Consider the following 13,669-nt stretch of genomic DNA (forward strand, 5'->3'; position numbering starts at 1 on the left):
GTGACCGCAAGGGGTCATTCGCGACTACCCCGTGAGGCGGCAGCCCAAAGATCGCGTCCATGGTTCCTCATCGAGGGATGGACGTCATGCCGTCGAACACCGAAATCACCACGTCACAGCTCACCCGTCTTGTCGGCCTGCCCAACGCGCCGACGATCGTCGATGTCCGCACGCCTGAGGACTTCGAGGCCGATCCCCGCCTGCTGCCGGCGACGCAGCGCCGCGACTTCCGGTCGGTCGCGACCTGGGCGGCGGGCCTCGCCGGCCGAAACGTCGTCGTGGTCTGCCAGAAGGGGCTGAAGCTCAGCCAGGGCGTCACCGCCTGGCTGCTGCATGAGGGCATCCGGGCCGAGACGCTCGAAGGCGGCTTCGAGGCCTGGCGGGACGCCGGCGGGCTGCTGGTGAAAACCGGCAAGCTGCCGCCGCGGGATGCGGCCGGGCGGACCGTCTGGGTCACTCGCGCCCGGCCCAAGGTCGACCGCATCGCCTGCCCCTGGCTGATCCGCCGCTTCGTCGACCCGCAGGCCGTGTTCCTGTTCGTCGCGGCCGCCGAGGTGCCGGCGGTGGCCGATCGCTTCCAGGCCACGCCGTTCGACATCGACGGCGTGTTCTGGAGCCATCGCGGCGAGCGCTGCACCTTCGATACCATGATCGAGGAGTTCGGTCTGGCCTCCGGGCCGCTCGACCGGCTCGCGACCATCATACGCGGGGCGGACACGGCGCGGCTCGACCTCGCGCCGCAGGCGGCCGGCCTGCTGGCCGCCTCGCTCGGCCTGTCGCGGATGCATCGCGACGATCTCGAGCAGCTCGCGGCCGGGCTGGCGCTGTACGACGCCTTCTACCGCTGGTCCCGGGACGCGACCGAGGAGACGCACAACTGGCCCTCCGGCCCGAAGCCGGCGTGAGGCGGCCATGACGATCACCACCGCCGACAAGGCCGGGCCCGCGGGGCCCGCGAGGCCCGCCGGGCCCGCCGTGCCGGCCGCCCCGACCTTCGCCGAAGCGGCCAGGGTCTGGGCCAGGATCGGGCTGCTCAGCTTCGGCGGCCCGGCCGGCCAGATCGCGCTGATGCACAAGGAGTTGGTCGAGCAGCGCCGCTGGATCGGCGAGCAGCGATTCCTGCACGCGCTCAACTACTGCATGCTGCTGCCCGGGCCGGAGGCGCAGCAACTGGCGATCTATATCGGCTGGCTGCTGCACCGCACGGCCGGCGGCCTGGTCGCCGGGATCCTGTTCATCCTGCCCGGCACCCTGGTCATGCTGGGCCTCAGCATCCTCTACGCCCTCTATCGCCAGGTCGCGCCGGTCGATGCCGTGTTCTTCGGCGTCAAGGCGGCGGTGCTCGCCGTGGTGGTCGAGGCGGTGCTGCGGATCGGCAAGCGGGCGCTGAAGACCCGGGCGATGGTCGCGATCGCCGCCGCGGCCTTTATCGGCCTCACCGTCTTCCGCGTCCCGTTTCCGCTGGTCGTGCTCGCCGCCGGGCTCTGCGGCTGGATCGGCAGCCGCCGGGCGCCCGGGCTGTTCGTTGCCGGCGGACACGGCGGGGGCGCGGCGCCCGACGCCGGGGGCGTGGTCGATCGGATGTTCGACCGCGGCGAGCTCGCCCATGCCGACCCGTCCTGGCGGCGGGCCGCCCGGGTCCTGGCGCTGTGGCTGCCGGTCTGGCTCGGGCCGGTCGTCCTGCTGTGGCTCATGGCCGGGCCGGCCGCGATCTGGACGCAGATCGGCGGCTTCTTCAGCCTGATGGCCGTCGTCACCTTCGGCGGCGCCTATGCGGTGCTGGCCTATGTCGCCCAGGCCGCGGTCGACGGCTTCGGCTGGCTGGCGCCGGGCGAGATGGTCGATGGCCTCGGCCTGGCCGAGACCACGCCCGGGCCGCTGATCCTGGTGCTGCAATTCGTCGGCTTCCTCGCTGCCCACCGGGCGCCCGGCGGCCTCGACCCGCTGCTCGCCGGCGGTCTCGGGGCGCTGCTGACCGTCTGGGTCACCTTCGCGCCGTGCTTCCTGTGGATCTTCCTCGGCGCGCCCTATGTCGAGGCGCTGCGCGGCAACCGGGCGGTCTCGGCGGCGCTGTCGGCGATCACCGCCGCGGTGGTCGGCGTGGTGCTGAACCTGGCGCTGTGGTTCGCGCTGCATGTCGTGTTCCGCGAGGTGCGGAGTTTCGACCTCCTCGGCGTCGGCCCCGATTTGCCGGTGCTGGGGAGCATCGACTGGCGGGCGGCCGCCCTCGCGGCCGCCGCGATGGTGGCGATGCTGCGGTTCAAGGCCGGGATGATCCCGATGCTCGCCGCATGCGCCGTGGCTGGAGTGGTGCTGACTCGGCTGCCGGCATGAGCGGCCGCTAGCTGGAGATCGGCCCGGATTGCCGTGCGGATCACGGTTGCTTTCTTCTCGAACTCCGGAGAATGTAGTGACCTACCTACATTTCGCGGAGGCGCGGATGAGCATCACCACCCTCTCCAGCCGGGAATTCAACCAGGACGCCAGCCGTGCCAAGAGAGCGGCGCAGAACGGGCCCGTCTTCATCACGGATCGCGGCCGGCCCGCCCATGTCCTGCTGACCATCGAGGACTATCAACGCCTGGCCGGCGGACGCGCGAACATCGTGGATCTGCTGGTGATGGACGAGGAGGCGGAGCTGGAGATCCCGCCGAGGCGCGATCTCGCCCGCTCGGCCGATCTCTGATGTTCCTTCTCGACACCAGCGTCGTCTCGGAACTGCGCCGCCGGCAGGCCGACCCCGGCGTCGTCGCGTGGGCCAGATCCATCGCTCTTCCCAGCCTCTTCCTCTCGGCGATCACGATCGAGGAGATCGAGATCGGCGTCATGCTCGCAGAGCGGCGCGATCCCAGGCAGGGCGCCACCCTGCGCGCCTGGCTGGAGAATCAGGTTCTGACGTCCTTCGCCGACCGGATTCTTCCGGTGGATGTCACCGTGGCCCGCCGCAGCGCCGCGATCCACGTCCCTGACCCTCGACCCATCCGCGACGGCCTCATCGCCGCGACCGCCCTGGTCCACGGCCTCACCGTTGCGACCCGGAACACGGCCGATTTCGATCCCGCCGGCGTGCCAACGTTCAATCCCTGGCTCCCGTGAGCCGTCGAAGCTCGGCCTGCCTATGAAGCGGACACCGGCCCCGGCTGGCCCGGGCTGGCCGGCAAGTCCGGATCGACATGGCCCCAGCGCGGCGCCGAGGCGGTCCAGATCACGCTTTCCGGGCGGGCGATCTCCGGGTCGTCCAGGGCGCCGGCCCGCACCACCATGTAGTTCGGCTCCTCCAGCGCCTCGCTGAACAGGGGCGTGCCGCAGGCCGGGCAGAAGCGGCGGCGCATCATGGCGCCGCTGTCCGCCCGGCTGAGATACTCGCTGGTCTCGCCGGTCACGGTGAAGCCCCGGGTCCGGAAGATCACGCCGACCGAGGCGTTGCCGGAGGAGAGGTACTGGCAGTCCCGGCACCAGCAGGCGCGCGCGGTGACGGGCGGCTGGTCGAAGCGGAAGCGGACGGCGCCGCAGAAGCATCGGCCGGTGATGGGCGTGGGCACGGCGCGGTCCTCCCCCTTGGTGCCGACGGAAGTGAAGGCCAGGCCGGGCAAGATGGCAAGGCTCCGGCGCTGGTGTCTTTACAGCGGCTCGTGCTCCGGCCGATCCTGCTGCCCATGATCCTGATCGGCCAATTCGATTCGCCCTTCGTCCGCCGCGTCGGCATCGCCCTGACGCTGTACGGCCTGCCGTTCGAGCACCGGCCGTGGTCGGTGTTCGGCGATCCCGAGAAGATCCGGCCCTACAACCCGCTCACCCGCGTGCCGACGCTGGTGCTGGACGACGGCGAGTCGCTGATCGAGAGCCACTGCATCCTCGACCATCTCGACAGCCTGGTGCCGGCCGAACGCGCGCTGTATCCGCGGGTCGAGCCAGACCGGCGCCGGGCGATGAAGGTCGCGGCGCTGGCGATGGGGACGGCGGAGAAGGCGGTCAGCCTGTTCTACGAGCAACGGCTGCATCGCGAGGTCTCCGACGTCTGGGTGACGCGCTGCCGGGCCCAGATCGCCGACGCCCTCGCGATTCTCGAGGCCGATCGCGCCGGTCGGGGCGGCGAGCATTGGTTCGGCGGCCGCCTCGGCCATGCCGACATCGCCGTCGCCGTGGTGCTGCGGTTCCTGGCCGAGGCCCATCCCGGCCTGGTCCCGGCGGCGGGGATCCCCGCGCTGGCGGCCGACGCGGCCCGGCTGGAGCAGCTGCCGGCGTTCCAGACCATCCAGCAGCCCTTCATCCCGCCGGCCTGACGGGCGAGGCTCAGCCGCCGGCGAGGGCGGCGAGCTTCAGCACGGTGTTCCAATTGCGCCCGGTGCCGCTTGTGCCGAGGGCCTTCTCGATCGCCGCCATGGTCAGCTTCGAGCGGCCGATGCCGTCCGGATAGGTGATGTAGGCGTGCCGGCCGTCGGCCCGCACCTGTTCCCGTCCCACGATGCCGGCCTGCAGCGCGGCGACCGCCTTCGGCGCCTGCTTCAGCGGCAGGAGGACGAGGTGGCTCGGGTCGCTCTCCGCCTCTTCCGGGAACGGGTTGCGGGCGATGGCGCCGGCCCAGTCCGCGGCGCTGCGGATGAACACCTCCGTGTTGAGGCCCAGGTGCTGCGCCAGCGCCTGCTCCAGGGTCCGCTCCAGCGCTTCCGCCCGGCCTTTGCCCTCGAAGACGAGGTTGCCGCTCTGCAGCAGCGTCCGCGGCTCGGCGAGGCCGAGCTCCGCCGCCAGGCTGCGCAGATCCGCCATCCTGATCGGCGCATGGCCGGCGAGATTGACGGCGCGGAGCAGGGCGATCCAGGTGGTCATGGCGGGATCATAGGGCGGCGCGCCCGATGACCCCAGGACGGAAAATACTTTAAGCCTAAAGCAATTCGCCGTACTCTCCTGGAGTAGGGCCGGGGATCGCGCGTCCGGCCCGGGACGGGAGGACGGTATGCGGATCACGGTCATCGGCGGCGGTCCGGGCGGCCTGTACTTCGCGCTGCTGACCAAGAAGGCGCGGCCGGATTGGCATGTCGCAGTGCAGGAGCAGAACCGGGCCGACGACACCTTCGGCTTCGGCGTCGTGTTCTCCGACGACACGCTGGACGAGTTCCTGTCGCGCGACCCGGAGTCCTATGAGCGGATCCGCGACCGCTTCGCCTATTGGGACGACGTCGCCATCCACTATCAGGGCGAGAGCATCCGCTGCGCCGGCAACGGCTTCTGCGGCACCTCGCGGATGACGCTGCTGCAGATCCTGCAGGAGCGCTGCCGCGAGGTCGGGGTCGAGCTTTCCTTCTCCGACCGGATCGACCCGGCGACGCTGGACGAGCGCTTCGCCGAGTCCGACATCATCGTCGCCGCCGACGGCATCAACTCGGCGATCCGCGAGCATTTCCGCGACGCCTTCCGGCCCGAGGTCTCGGTCAAGGCCAACCGCTTCTGCTGGATGGGCTCGACCCGGCCGATGGGCGAGTTCAACTACTTCTTCCGCCAGACCGAACACGGCGTGATCTGCGCCCACACCTACCAGTACGGTGAAGGCCGCTCGACCTGGGTGTTCGAGATGGACGAGGCCTGCTGGCAGGGCCACGGCTTCACCGAGGCGGATGAGGAGGGCTCACGCACCAGGCTGGCCGCGATCTTCGCCGAGGAGCTGCAGGGCCATCCGCTGCTGCTGAACCGCTCGATGTGGCGGCGCTTCCCGCGGATCTTCTGCGAGCGCTGGTCGCACAACAACATCGTGCTGCTCGGCGACGCCAAGGCCTCGGCGCATTTCTCGATCGGCTCCGGCACCAAGCTGGCGATGGAATGCGCCATCGCCCTGTCGGATGCGGTGCTGGCCAAGGCCGAGACCAGCGTCGAGGCCGCCTTCGCCGCCTATGACAAGGCCCGCCGCACGCCCTGCCAGGTCACCCAGCACAATGCCGACGTGTCGCTGGCCTGGTTCGAGCACATGAACCGGTCCACCGACATGGACCCGATGCAGTTCGCCATGGTGGTGATGTGCCGGGCCAAGTCGATCACCTATGACAACCTGCGGATCCGCGACCCGGACTTCGTGCGCCGCGCCGACGACGCCTATTACGACCGGCTGTGGCGCGAGACCGGCGACGACTACCGGACCAGCCGGCCGACGCCGATGTTCACCCGCTTCAAGCTGCGCGGGATGGCGCTGGCGAACCGCGTGGTGATGGCGCCGATGGCGCAGTATTCCGCCGACCGCGACGGCAACCTGACCGACTGGCACTTCGTGCACTACGCCTCGCATGCGTTGGGCGGCATGGGGCTGATGTTCGTCGAGATGACCTGCCCGTCGCCGGACGCCCGGATCAGCCTGGGCTGCCCCGGCCTGTGGACCGACGCGCATGAGGCGCAGTGGACCCGGCTGGTCGGGTTCGTGCACGGCCATGGCGATACGAAGATCGCGATGCAGCTCGGCCATTCCGGGCGCAAGGGATCGACCCAGCTGGGCTGGCAGAAAGCCGACCACCCGATCGCCGCACCAGAGGACAACTGGCCGGTGATCTCGGCCTCGGCCCTGCCGTGGATCGAGGGCGTCAGCCCGGTGCCGGCGGAGATCGGCCGGGCGGAGATGGACCGGATCACGGCCGATTTCGTCCAGGCGACGCAGCGCGCGGCGCGGGCCGGCTTCGACCATCTCGAGCTGCACTGCGCCCACGGCTATCTGCTGGCGTCGTTCCTGTCGCCGCTGACCAACCGGCGCGGCGACGACTATGGCGGGCCGGTGGAGAACCGGCTGCGCTATCCGCTGGAGGTGTTCCGGGCGATGCGGGCGGCGTGGCCCGAGGACCGGCCGATGTCGGTGCGCATCTCCGCCACCGACTGGGCCGAGGGCGGCATCGGCGAGGACGACGTCTTCGCCATCGCCGAGGCTTTTCGCGATGCCGGCTGCGACCTGATCGACGTGTCGGCCGGCCAGACCGTGGCGGACCAGAAGCCGGTCTATGGCCGGATGTTCCAGGTCCAGTTCGCCGAGGCGATCCGCAACGTGCCGAAGCTGGCGACCATGGCGGTGGGCGCCATCACCGAGCCGGGGCAGATCAACACCATCCTGCACACCCGCCGCGCCGACCTGGTCGCACTCGGCCGGCCGCATCTGTGGAACCCGACCTTCGTCCGCCAGGCCGAGGCCTGGTACGGCGTGAAGTCCCAGTCCTGGCCGCAGCAATACTGGCCCGGCCGCGACCAGGCCTTCCGCGAGATCGCGCGGTCGGCCGAGAAGCAGGCCGAGCTGCAGGTCAAGGCCAAGCCGCGCCGGCACGGGCGCTGATCAGGTGCGGGCGGCGGCCCCCACGGCCTCGGCCAGACGATCCAGATCGGCCTCGGTGTGCAGGTAGGAGACGGCGGCGCGGCAGATGTCGCCCAGGCCGCGGGCGGTCATGTCGAGCGGCGTGTACATCACGCCGTTGACGGCGATGGTGATCCCGTCCGCCGCCAGGCGCTGGCGCAGCGCCGCCGGCTCGACCCCCGCCACCGCGAAGGACACCAGGGCGGCGCGCTCGACGCCGAGGTCGTGCACGGTCACGCCGGGGATCGCCGCCAGCCGGCCGCGCAGCCCCTGCGCCAGCCCGTCGAGCCGCGTCCGGATGGCGTCGATGCCGAGGCCGCGGGCGAGGCGGATCGCGGCGCCGAGGCCGAGCCGCAGCGCCATCGGGAAATCGCCGGCCTCGAAGCGCAGGGCGCTGTCCTGCAGCCGGGCGCCATCGGGCGTCCAGAGGGCCGTCCGGGCGTCGTGATAGGGCGGGTCGAGCCGGTCGAGGAAGCCCTGCCGGACATAGAGCAGCCCGGTGCCGCGCGGCCCGCGCAGATGCTTGCGGCCGGGCGCTATCAGCACGTCGCAGCCCAGCGCCGCGACATCGATCGGAATCTGGCCGATGGCCTGCGAGGCATCGACGAAGAACGGCACGCCGGCGGCGCGGGCGACCCGGCCGATCGCCGCCGCCGGGTTGATCAGCCCGCCATTGGCCGGCACCCAGGTCAGCGACACCAGCTTGACCCGATCGTCGATCATCGCGGCCAGCGCCTCGGGCGAGACCCGGCCGGTATCGTCGCAGGGGATCACCTCGATCACCGCGCCGGTGCGGGACGCGGCGCGCTGCATGGTGGTGAGGTTGCCGCCCCATTCCTGCCGGCCGACCAGGATGCGGTCGCCGGCGGCGAGGGGGAGGCTGGCGAAGGCCAGGCCCCAGCCCTGGGTGGCGCTGCCGGTGAAGGCAATCTCGGCCGGCGCGGCGCCGATCAGGGAAGCGGCCTCGGCCCGGGCCTCCTCCAGCGCCGGCGTCGCGGCGATGCCGGCTTCGATCGGGCCGGACACCGCCTCGCGCTGCAGATGGGCCAGCACCGCGTCCAGCACCGGCTGCGGCGGCAGCGAGCCGCCGGCATGGTTGAAGTGCAGCACCCGGTCGATGCCGGGCGTCTCGGCGCGCAGCCGGGCCAGATCCATGGTCAGTCCTCGAGCTCGACGACGGCGTCGACCTCGACCGAGACGCCACGCGGCAGGGCGGCCACGCCGACCGCGGCGCGGGCATGCTTGCCCTTGTCGCCGAACACCGCGGCGATCAGGTCCGAGGCGCCGTTGCCGACCTGCGGCTGCTGGGTGAAGCCCGGGGCCGAGGCGACGAAGACGCCGAGCCGGACGACACGGCGGATGCGCGAGAGCTCGCCGCCGGTCGCGGCCGCGATCTGGGCCAGGATGGCCAGCGCGCAGGCCAGCGCCGCCTTCTGCCCGTCCTCCAGCGACACGGTGTCGCCGAGATGGCCGAGCCAGGCCGGGCCGTTGCGGTCCTGCGAGATCTGGCCGGAGATGTAGAGCAGATTGCCGGATTGGACGTAGGGCACATAGTTGGCGGCCGGGGCAGGGGCCGCGGGCAGCTCATGCCCCAGGGCGGCGACGGCTTCGGCGATGGTCTTGGGCATGGTCGGATCCTTCGTGTCGGAAGCCGGATGCTAGCCCTGGCCGGCCGGCACTGACGAACGCGAAGTTTTCGCCCTATGGGTGACTCGGATTCACCTGTTGCGCATCGTGGAGAGACGCCGGGTCGGAGAGGGGAGCAACGGCCGGGGCGGGCTTCGTTCCGCCATCTTCGACGCCAGAAAGTCGAGGAGCGCCCTCAGCGCTGCAGGCTGGTGGCGGTTGGCGGGGAAGACGGCATTGATCTCGCCGCCCTCGCGTCCATAGTCGGGCAGCAGATGCACCAAGTCTCCGCTGTCGAGATAGGGCCGGGTGATCGCCTCGGGCAGGATCGCGATCCCCAGGCCGGACAACGCCGCACTCAACTCGGCGTGCGGCCCACGGACGCTGATGCGGCCCGTCACTTCCACCTGTACCCGGCCCTTGGGGCCATCGAGCGGCCAGGTCTCGGTGCCGGCGTCGGAGGTGAAGAGAATGAACTCGTGGTCCTTGAGGTCTGCCAGGCGGCGCGGCTCGGACGTCCTGCCGAGATAGGCCGGGCTTGCGACGAGGATCAGCCGCGAGGCGCCGAGACGCCGCGTCAGGAAGCTGGAATCGGGCCGGCGGCCCGTGAGGATCGCCAGGTCGGCGCGCACATCGAGCGGATCGACGGCTTCGTCGGTGAGGCGCAGCGCGATGCGGACCGCGGGGTGCATGGCGAGAAACTCCGGCAGCCACGGGATCAGCGCCATGGTGGCGAAGTTGATTGGCGCGGTGACGCGGACGAGGCCCGAGGGTTCGGATCGGGTGGCGGCCGCCGTCTCGCCCGCCTCGGCGATGAGCGCCAGTCCGCGCGCGGCCAGATCGTGGAACGCCCGGCCGATCTCGGTCAGCTCCACCTTGCGGGTGGTGCGGTAGAAGAGCTGCGCGCCGATGGCCGCCTCCAGCCGCGCCACGGTCCGGCTGACAGTGGCGCGCGGGATGCCGAGCGTCCGCGCGGCCGCGGTGAAGCTCGCCGTCTCGGCGACCCCGGCAAAGACGGTGACGTCGTTCAGATCGGGCGGTTGTTGTTTCAAACGTACCACTGTTTTTCGATTGTGGTGTCTACTGAGACAATATCCCTCGTGCCATCCTCGGACAAGGTGAGCTGAACCGATACCGGTCGCCGATGAGGAGAGGAGCACGACATGGAGAATGTTCCGGAAAACGGGGCGGATCGCGGGGCTACCCGGCGGACGGTCCTGCGAGCGGGCGCGGCGGCAGGCCTTCTGTCGATGATCCCGTCCGCATGGGGGCAGGGCGCAGCGCCGCCCGTGGTGCTGATCACCGGCACGAGCAGCGGCTTCGGTCGCCTCATGGCCGAGGGCTTCGCTCGCCAGGGGGCGCGGGTGGTCGCGACGATGCGCGAGACGCGCGGCAAGAACGCCTCGGCAGCCGCGGAGCTGGCGGCGCTCGGCTCGTCCGGCCTCGCGATCGAAATCGTCGAGATCGACGTGCTGAGCGACGACTCCGTCGCGGCCGGCGTCGCCCGGGCGATGGACAGCGCCGGCCGGATCGACGTCCTGGTCAACAATGCCGGCATCGTCGTGCCGGGGCCGGTGGAACTGCAGCCGCCGCGATACTTCGCCTCGAACCTCGAGACCAATATGGGCGGCGCGCTGAGGATGTTCCGCGCCGTGCTGCCGCACATGCGGGACCAAGGCCGCGGCACGATCATCCAGATGTCGAGTGCCCTGGGGCGCGCCATCGATCCCATGCTCGGCGGCTATTGCGCCTCCAAGCTCGCCGTCGAGGCCGCGGCGGATGCGCTCGCCTACGAGGTCGCCGCGTCCAACATCGAAGTCGCGATCGTGCAGCCGGCAGGCGCCTATCCGACCGGGCTTCAGGCAAAGGCCGTGCGCTACTGGGAGGAGATGGTGACCGCGCTCGACGCGACGGAGCGGCGCAAGCTCGACATCTATGCACGGCACGTCGAGGCGATGCTCACGGATCTGGCGCCGGACCCGGAGCTCGATCCGAAGGAGGTGTCGGATGCCGTCGTGGCGCTCGCGGCGATGGAGTTCGGCACTCGGCCCGCTCGGTTGACGGTCGGGCCCTACAAGGACGGGATCGATCCGGTGAATGTCGCGCACGACCAGCTGCAGAGCGACATGATCTCGCACAACCGCATCGCCGATCTGCTGACGCCGCGCTAGGCCGCCTCGCCGCGGATCCAGTCGATGAAGGCGGCGACCGGCGGGGGCAGGGGGCCGGGCCGGGTCACCAGCCAGTAGCCGAGGCCGGGCGGGGCGAAGGGCGGGCCGCCCAGCGGCTCGACCAGCGCGCCGCTGCGCAGCCGCTCGCCGATCAGCGCGTGCCGGCCCATGGCCACGCCCTGGCCGGCCAGCGCCGCCTCCAGCACGATGTTGTAGTCATGCAGCATCAGGGTGCGGGCGCGCGCCAGGTCGAAGCCGTGCGCCGCCGACCAGGCCGGCCATTCGATCGGCTCGCGGGCATAGGAGAGCAGGAGCGTGTGGTGGAGCAGGTCGGCCGGCGCCGCGATCGGCGGGCCGCGCCACAGCAGCGCCGGGCTGACCACCGGGGCGATGCGGTCGGCCAGCAGCAGCGTCGCCTCGACCTCCGCCCAGCCGCCGGTGCCGTAGCGGATCGCCAGGTCGGCCTCGCCGCCCTTCAGATCCGCCAGGGCGTTGGACGGCTCCAGCCGCAGCTCGATCTCCGGATGCGTGGCGGCGAAGCGGCCGAGCCGCGGCACCAGCCAATGGGTGGCGAAGGAAGCCAGCAGGCTGACCCGCAGCACCGCCCGTTCCGGCGCCCGCACGGCGCGTGTCTCATCGGCCAGCAGGTCGAAGGCGCGGCGCACCCCGTCGAGATAGCGCTCGCCCGCCGGGGTCAGGGCGATGGCGCGGGTCCTGCGGAGGAAGAGGGCAGTGCCGAGCTCCCGCTCCAGCCGCTGCACCTGGTGGCTGATGGCGCTCGGCGTCACCAGCAGTTCCTCGGCGGCGCGGCGGAAGCTCAGATGCCGGCCGGCTGCCTCGAAGGCGCGCAGGGCAGGCAGGGAGGGCAAGCGCCGCGGCATCAGGGGCCGAAGACGGACCAGCCCATGGCCTTGGCTAGCCGCTCCAGTGCCAGGGTGCCGAGCAGCGAGTTGCCGTGCTGGTTCAGCCCGGGCGACCAGACGGCGACCGAGGCGCGGCCCGGCACGATTGCCAGGATGCCGCCGCCGACGCCGCTCTTGCCCGGCAGGCCGACGCGGAAGGCGAAGTCGCCCGAGCCGTCGTAATGGCCGCAGGTCAGCATCAGGGCGTTGATCCGCCGCGCCCGCTCCGGCGACACCACGCGGTGCCCGGTCGACAGCCCGCCATCGGCCAGGAAGCGCCCGGCGGTGGCGAGCTGCCGGCAGGTCATGGCGATGGCGCATTGATGGACGTAGACGCCGAGCGTCAGCTCCACCGGATGCAGCAGGTTGCCGAAGGACTTCATATAGGCGGCCAGCGCCATGTTGCGGTAGGCCGTCCCGGCCTCGGACCGCGCCACGGTCTCGTCGATGGCGATGCCGTCGTCATCGGCCAGCCAGCGGATGAAGCGCAGGATCGACCCGATCGCCTCGCGCGGCTGGTGTCCGGCCAGGACCACGTCGGTCACCACCAGCGCGCCGGCGTTGATGAAGGGGTTGCGCGGCACGCCCTGCTCGTATTCGAGCTGGACGATCGAGTTGAAGGCGTTGCCCGACGGCTCGCGGCCCACCCGCCGGAACAACGCGTCGCCGACGGCACCGAGGGCCAGCGTCAGGGTGAAGACCTTGGAGACGCTCTGGATCGAGAACGGCACTTCGGCGTCGCCGGCACAGCAGAAGCCGCCGTCGAGGGTGGCCACGGCGATGCCGAACTGGCCGGCATCGACCTTCGCCAGCTCCGGGATATAGCTGGCGACCTCGCCGCGCCGCTGCTCCCGCGCCATGGCGTCGGCGATCTCGCCGACGGCTTCGCTCAGATCCGGCATTCCCGGCTCAGCCTTCGCGGTCGATCGTCATGTACAGGGCGGCGCCGTCCGGCGTGTCGATCGGCCCGCGGCGCTGGAACCCGGCCTTCTCATAGGCGCGGATCGCGGCGGCGTTGGCCGGGGCCGGGTCGACCTGGATCCGTGCCGTCTCCGGCAGGGCCAGCAGCCGGCGCAGCACCAGCCGGATCAGCCGGGTGCCCATGCCGCGGCCGATCACGTCGGTCTCGCCCAGGAACAGGTCGATGCCGAAGGTCTGGCGCGGCAGTTGGTGCGCGGCCCAGAACGAGTCGGGGTTGGCGTGGTAGACATGCATGTAGCCGATCGGCCGGCTGCCCTCGCAGGCCAGGAACGAGGCGATGTTCGATTCGACCAGATGGGCGGCGATCTGCTCCAGCTCCTCCTCCGGGTCGCCCCACCAGCGCATGACATGCGGCCGCTCCAGCCAGCGGGCGATGATCGGCAGATCCTCGATGCGCAGCGCGTTCAGGCCGATGGACGGGTCGACCGCATCGGCGATGCGGTCATCCGCCAGCTTCAGCGCGACCGGGTCCGGCCCGGCCGCGGGGAGGGGATGATCATTGCTCATGCCGCGCCGGGGAGGGCGATCTCTCGCCATGTCGGGGAAGGAACAGACTCATGGACGCATCGGTGCTGCGAACGGGTCAAGAACCTGTACCCGATCACGGCGAGCGGTCAAAGAGTCCTGTGCGGCGTGTCGGGGTCACGTGCCCTGAAACCGACCCACGAAGACCA

At 71.1% G+C, this 13,669-nt stretch carries 15 protein-coding genes; 7 read left to right on the top strand and 8 right to left on the bottom strand.

Features of this window, described 5'->3' with window-relative positions; genetic code table 11:
* Positions 1 to 86: 86 nt before the first annotated feature.
* From ACTOWL_RS31345 to ACTOWL_RS31360, 4 genes are all read left to right on the top strand, one after another.
* Positions 87 to 905: a chromate resistance protein ChrB domain-containing protein gene (locus tag ACTOWL_RS31345; protein ID WP_441325213.1), complete on the top strand. Its 819-nt coding sequence runs from the start codon at positions 87 to 89 to the stop codon at positions 903 to 905.
* 7 nt (positions 906 to 912) lie between these two features.
* Positions 913 to 2,334 carry a chromate efflux transporter gene (gene chrA / locus ACTOWL_RS31350; protein WP_441325214.1) on the top strand — a complete coding sequence of 474 codons (1,422 nt, stop codon included), beginning with the start codon at positions 913 to 915 and terminating at the stop codon, positions 2,332 to 2,334.
* A 106-nt stretch (positions 2,335 to 2,440) separates the two neighbouring features.
* Positions 2,441 to 2,686, top strand: coding sequence for a type II toxin-antitoxin system Phd/YefM family antitoxin (locus tag ACTOWL_RS31355; RefSeq protein ID WP_441325215.1), 246 nt, complete (start codon positions 2,441 to 2,443; stop codon positions 2,684 to 2,686).
* Complete coding sequence (locus ACTOWL_RS31360) at positions 2,686 to 3,096, top strand: type II toxin-antitoxin system VapC family toxin (RefSeq protein WP_441325216.1); 411 nt, start codon at positions 2,686 to 2,688, stop codon at positions 3,094 to 3,096. Before ACTOWL_RS31355 ends, ACTOWL_RS31360 begins: the two co-directional genes overlap by 1 nt.
* 20 nt (positions 3,097 to 3,116) lie before the next feature.
* Here the strand turns inward: ACTOWL_RS31360 and ACTOWL_RS31365 are convergent, their stop codons facing one another.
* Positions 3,117 to 3,542: a GFA family protein gene (locus ACTOWL_RS31365; protein ID WP_441325217.1), complete on the bottom strand. Its 426-nt coding sequence runs from the start codon at positions 3,540 to 3,542 to the stop codon at positions 3,117 to 3,119.
* A 90-nt stretch (positions 3,543 to 3,632) separates the two neighbouring features.
* Between ACTOWL_RS31365 and ACTOWL_RS31370 the strand changes: the two genes are divergently transcribed.
* A complete protein-coding gene (locus tag ACTOWL_RS31370) occupies positions 3,633 to 4,283 on the top strand; it encodes a glutathione S-transferase family protein (protein WP_441325218.1) in 651 nt (216 codons plus the stop codon).
* Positions 4,284 to 4,293: 10 nt separating this feature from the next.
* On the opposite strand, the gene ACTOWL_RS31375 is transcribed toward ACTOWL_RS31370, so the two are convergent.
* Positions 4,294 to 4,827, bottom strand: coding sequence for a DUF1697 domain-containing protein (locus ACTOWL_RS31375; RefSeq protein ID WP_441325219.1), 534 nt, complete (start codon positions 4,825 to 4,827; stop codon positions 4,294 to 4,296).
* A gap of 127 nt (positions 4,828 to 4,954) precedes the next feature.
* Between ACTOWL_RS31375 and ACTOWL_RS31380 the strand changes: the two genes are divergently transcribed.
* Positions 4,955 to 7,297 carry an oxidoreductase gene (locus tag ACTOWL_RS31380; protein WP_441325220.1) on the top strand — a complete coding sequence of 781 codons (2,343 nt, stop codon included), beginning with the start codon at positions 4,955 to 4,957 and terminating at the stop codon, positions 7,295 to 7,297.
* On the opposite strand, the gene ACTOWL_RS31385 is transcribed toward ACTOWL_RS31380, so the two are convergent.
* The 3 genes from ACTOWL_RS31385 to ACTOWL_RS31395 form a co-directional block, all read right to left on the bottom strand.
* Positions 7,298 to 8,470, bottom strand: coding sequence for an aminotransferase class V-fold PLP-dependent enzyme (locus ACTOWL_RS31385; protein ID WP_441325221.1), 1,173 nt, complete (start codon positions 8,468 to 8,470; stop codon positions 7,298 to 7,300).
* A 2-nt stretch (positions 8,471 to 8,472) separates the two neighbouring features.
* Entirely contained in the window at positions 8,473 to 8,943 is a 471-nt protein-coding gene (locus tag ACTOWL_RS31390) for a RidA family protein (RefSeq protein ID WP_441325222.1), read from the bottom strand.
* A 90-nt stretch (positions 8,944 to 9,033) separates the two neighbouring features.
* Positions 9,034 to 10,002 (bottom strand): LysR family transcriptional regulator, encoded by a 969-nt coding sequence (locus ACTOWL_RS31395; protein WP_441325223.1) that lies wholly within the window; start codon positions 10,000 to 10,002, stop codon positions 9,034 to 9,036.
* A gap of 102 nt (positions 10,003 to 10,104) precedes the next feature.
* Between ACTOWL_RS31395 and ACTOWL_RS31400 the strand changes: the two genes are divergently transcribed.
* Positions 10,105 to 11,112, top strand: coding sequence for an SDR family NAD(P)-dependent oxidoreductase (locus tag ACTOWL_RS31400; RefSeq protein ID WP_441325224.1), 1,008 nt, complete (start codon positions 10,105 to 10,107; stop codon positions 11,110 to 11,112).
* Here ACTOWL_RS31400 and ACTOWL_RS31405 read toward each other — a convergent pair.
* The 3 genes from ACTOWL_RS31405 to ACTOWL_RS31415 are packed head-to-tail and all read right to left on the bottom strand — an operon-like array spanning position 11,109 to position 13,502.
* Positions 11,109 to 11,981, bottom strand: coding sequence for a LysR substrate-binding domain-containing protein (locus tag ACTOWL_RS31405; protein WP_441325225.1), 873 nt, complete (start codon positions 11,979 to 11,981; stop codon positions 11,109 to 11,111). The genes ACTOWL_RS31400 and ACTOWL_RS31405 overlap by 4 nt on opposite strands.
* A gap of 11 nt (positions 11,982 to 11,992) precedes the next feature.
* A complete protein-coding gene (locus ACTOWL_RS31410) occupies positions 11,993 to 12,916 on the bottom strand; it encodes a glutaminase (protein ID WP_441325226.1) in 924 nt (307 codons plus the stop codon).
* A gap of 7 nt (positions 12,917 to 12,923) precedes the next feature.
* A complete protein-coding gene (locus ACTOWL_RS31415; RefSeq protein WP_441325227.1) occupies positions 12,924 to 13,502 on the bottom strand; it encodes a GNAT family N-acetyltransferase in 579 nt (192 codons plus the stop codon).
* Positions 13,503 to 13,669 lie beyond the last annotated feature (167 nt).

The organism is Inquilinus sp. CA228, assembly GCF_052078665.1.
Lineage (GTDB): Bacteria > Pseudomonadota > Alphaproteobacteria > DSM-16000 > Inquilinaceae > Inquilinus.

Coding starts and splice junctions, on each gene's coding strand:
- ACTOWL_RS31345 (WP_441325213.1), top strand. CDS start 87: ATGCCGTCGAACACCGAAATCACCACGTCACAGCTCACCCGTCTTGTC.
- chrA (WP_441325214.1), top strand. CDS start 913: ATGACGATCACCACCGCCGACAAGGCCGGGCCCGCGGGGCCCGCGAGG.
- ACTOWL_RS31355 (WP_441325215.1), top strand. CDS start 2,441: ATGAGCATCACCACCCTCTCCAGCCGGGAATTCAACCAGGACGCCAGC.
- ACTOWL_RS31360 (WP_441325216.1), top strand. CDS start 2,686: ATGTTCCTTCTCGACACCAGCGTCGTCTCGGAACTGCGCCGCCGGCAG.
- ACTOWL_RS31375 (WP_441325219.1), bottom strand. CDS start 4,827: ATGACCACCTGGATCGCCCTGCTCCGCGCCGTCAATCTCGCCGGCCAT.
- ACTOWL_RS31380 (WP_441325220.1), top strand. CDS start 4,955: ATGCGGATCACGGTCATCGGCGGCGGTCCGGGCGGCCTGTACTTCGCG.
- ACTOWL_RS31385 (WP_441325221.1), bottom strand. CDS start 8,470: ATGGATCTGGCCCGGCTGCGCGCCGAGACGCCCGGCATCGACCGGGTG.
- ACTOWL_RS31390 (WP_441325222.1), bottom strand. CDS start 8,943: ATGCCCAAGACCATCGCCGAAGCCGTCGCCGCCCTGGGGCATGAGCTG.
- ACTOWL_RS31400 (WP_441325224.1), top strand. CDS start 10,105: ATGGAGAATGTTCCGGAAAACGGGGCGGATCGCGGGGCTACCCGGCGG.
- ACTOWL_RS31410 (WP_441325226.1), bottom strand. CDS start 12,916: ATGCCGGATCTGAGCGAAGCCGTCGGCGAGATCGCCGACGCCATGGCG.
- ACTOWL_RS31415 (WP_441325227.1), bottom strand. CDS start 13,502: ATGAGCAATGATCATCCCCTCCCCGCGGCCGGGCCGGACCCGGTCGCG.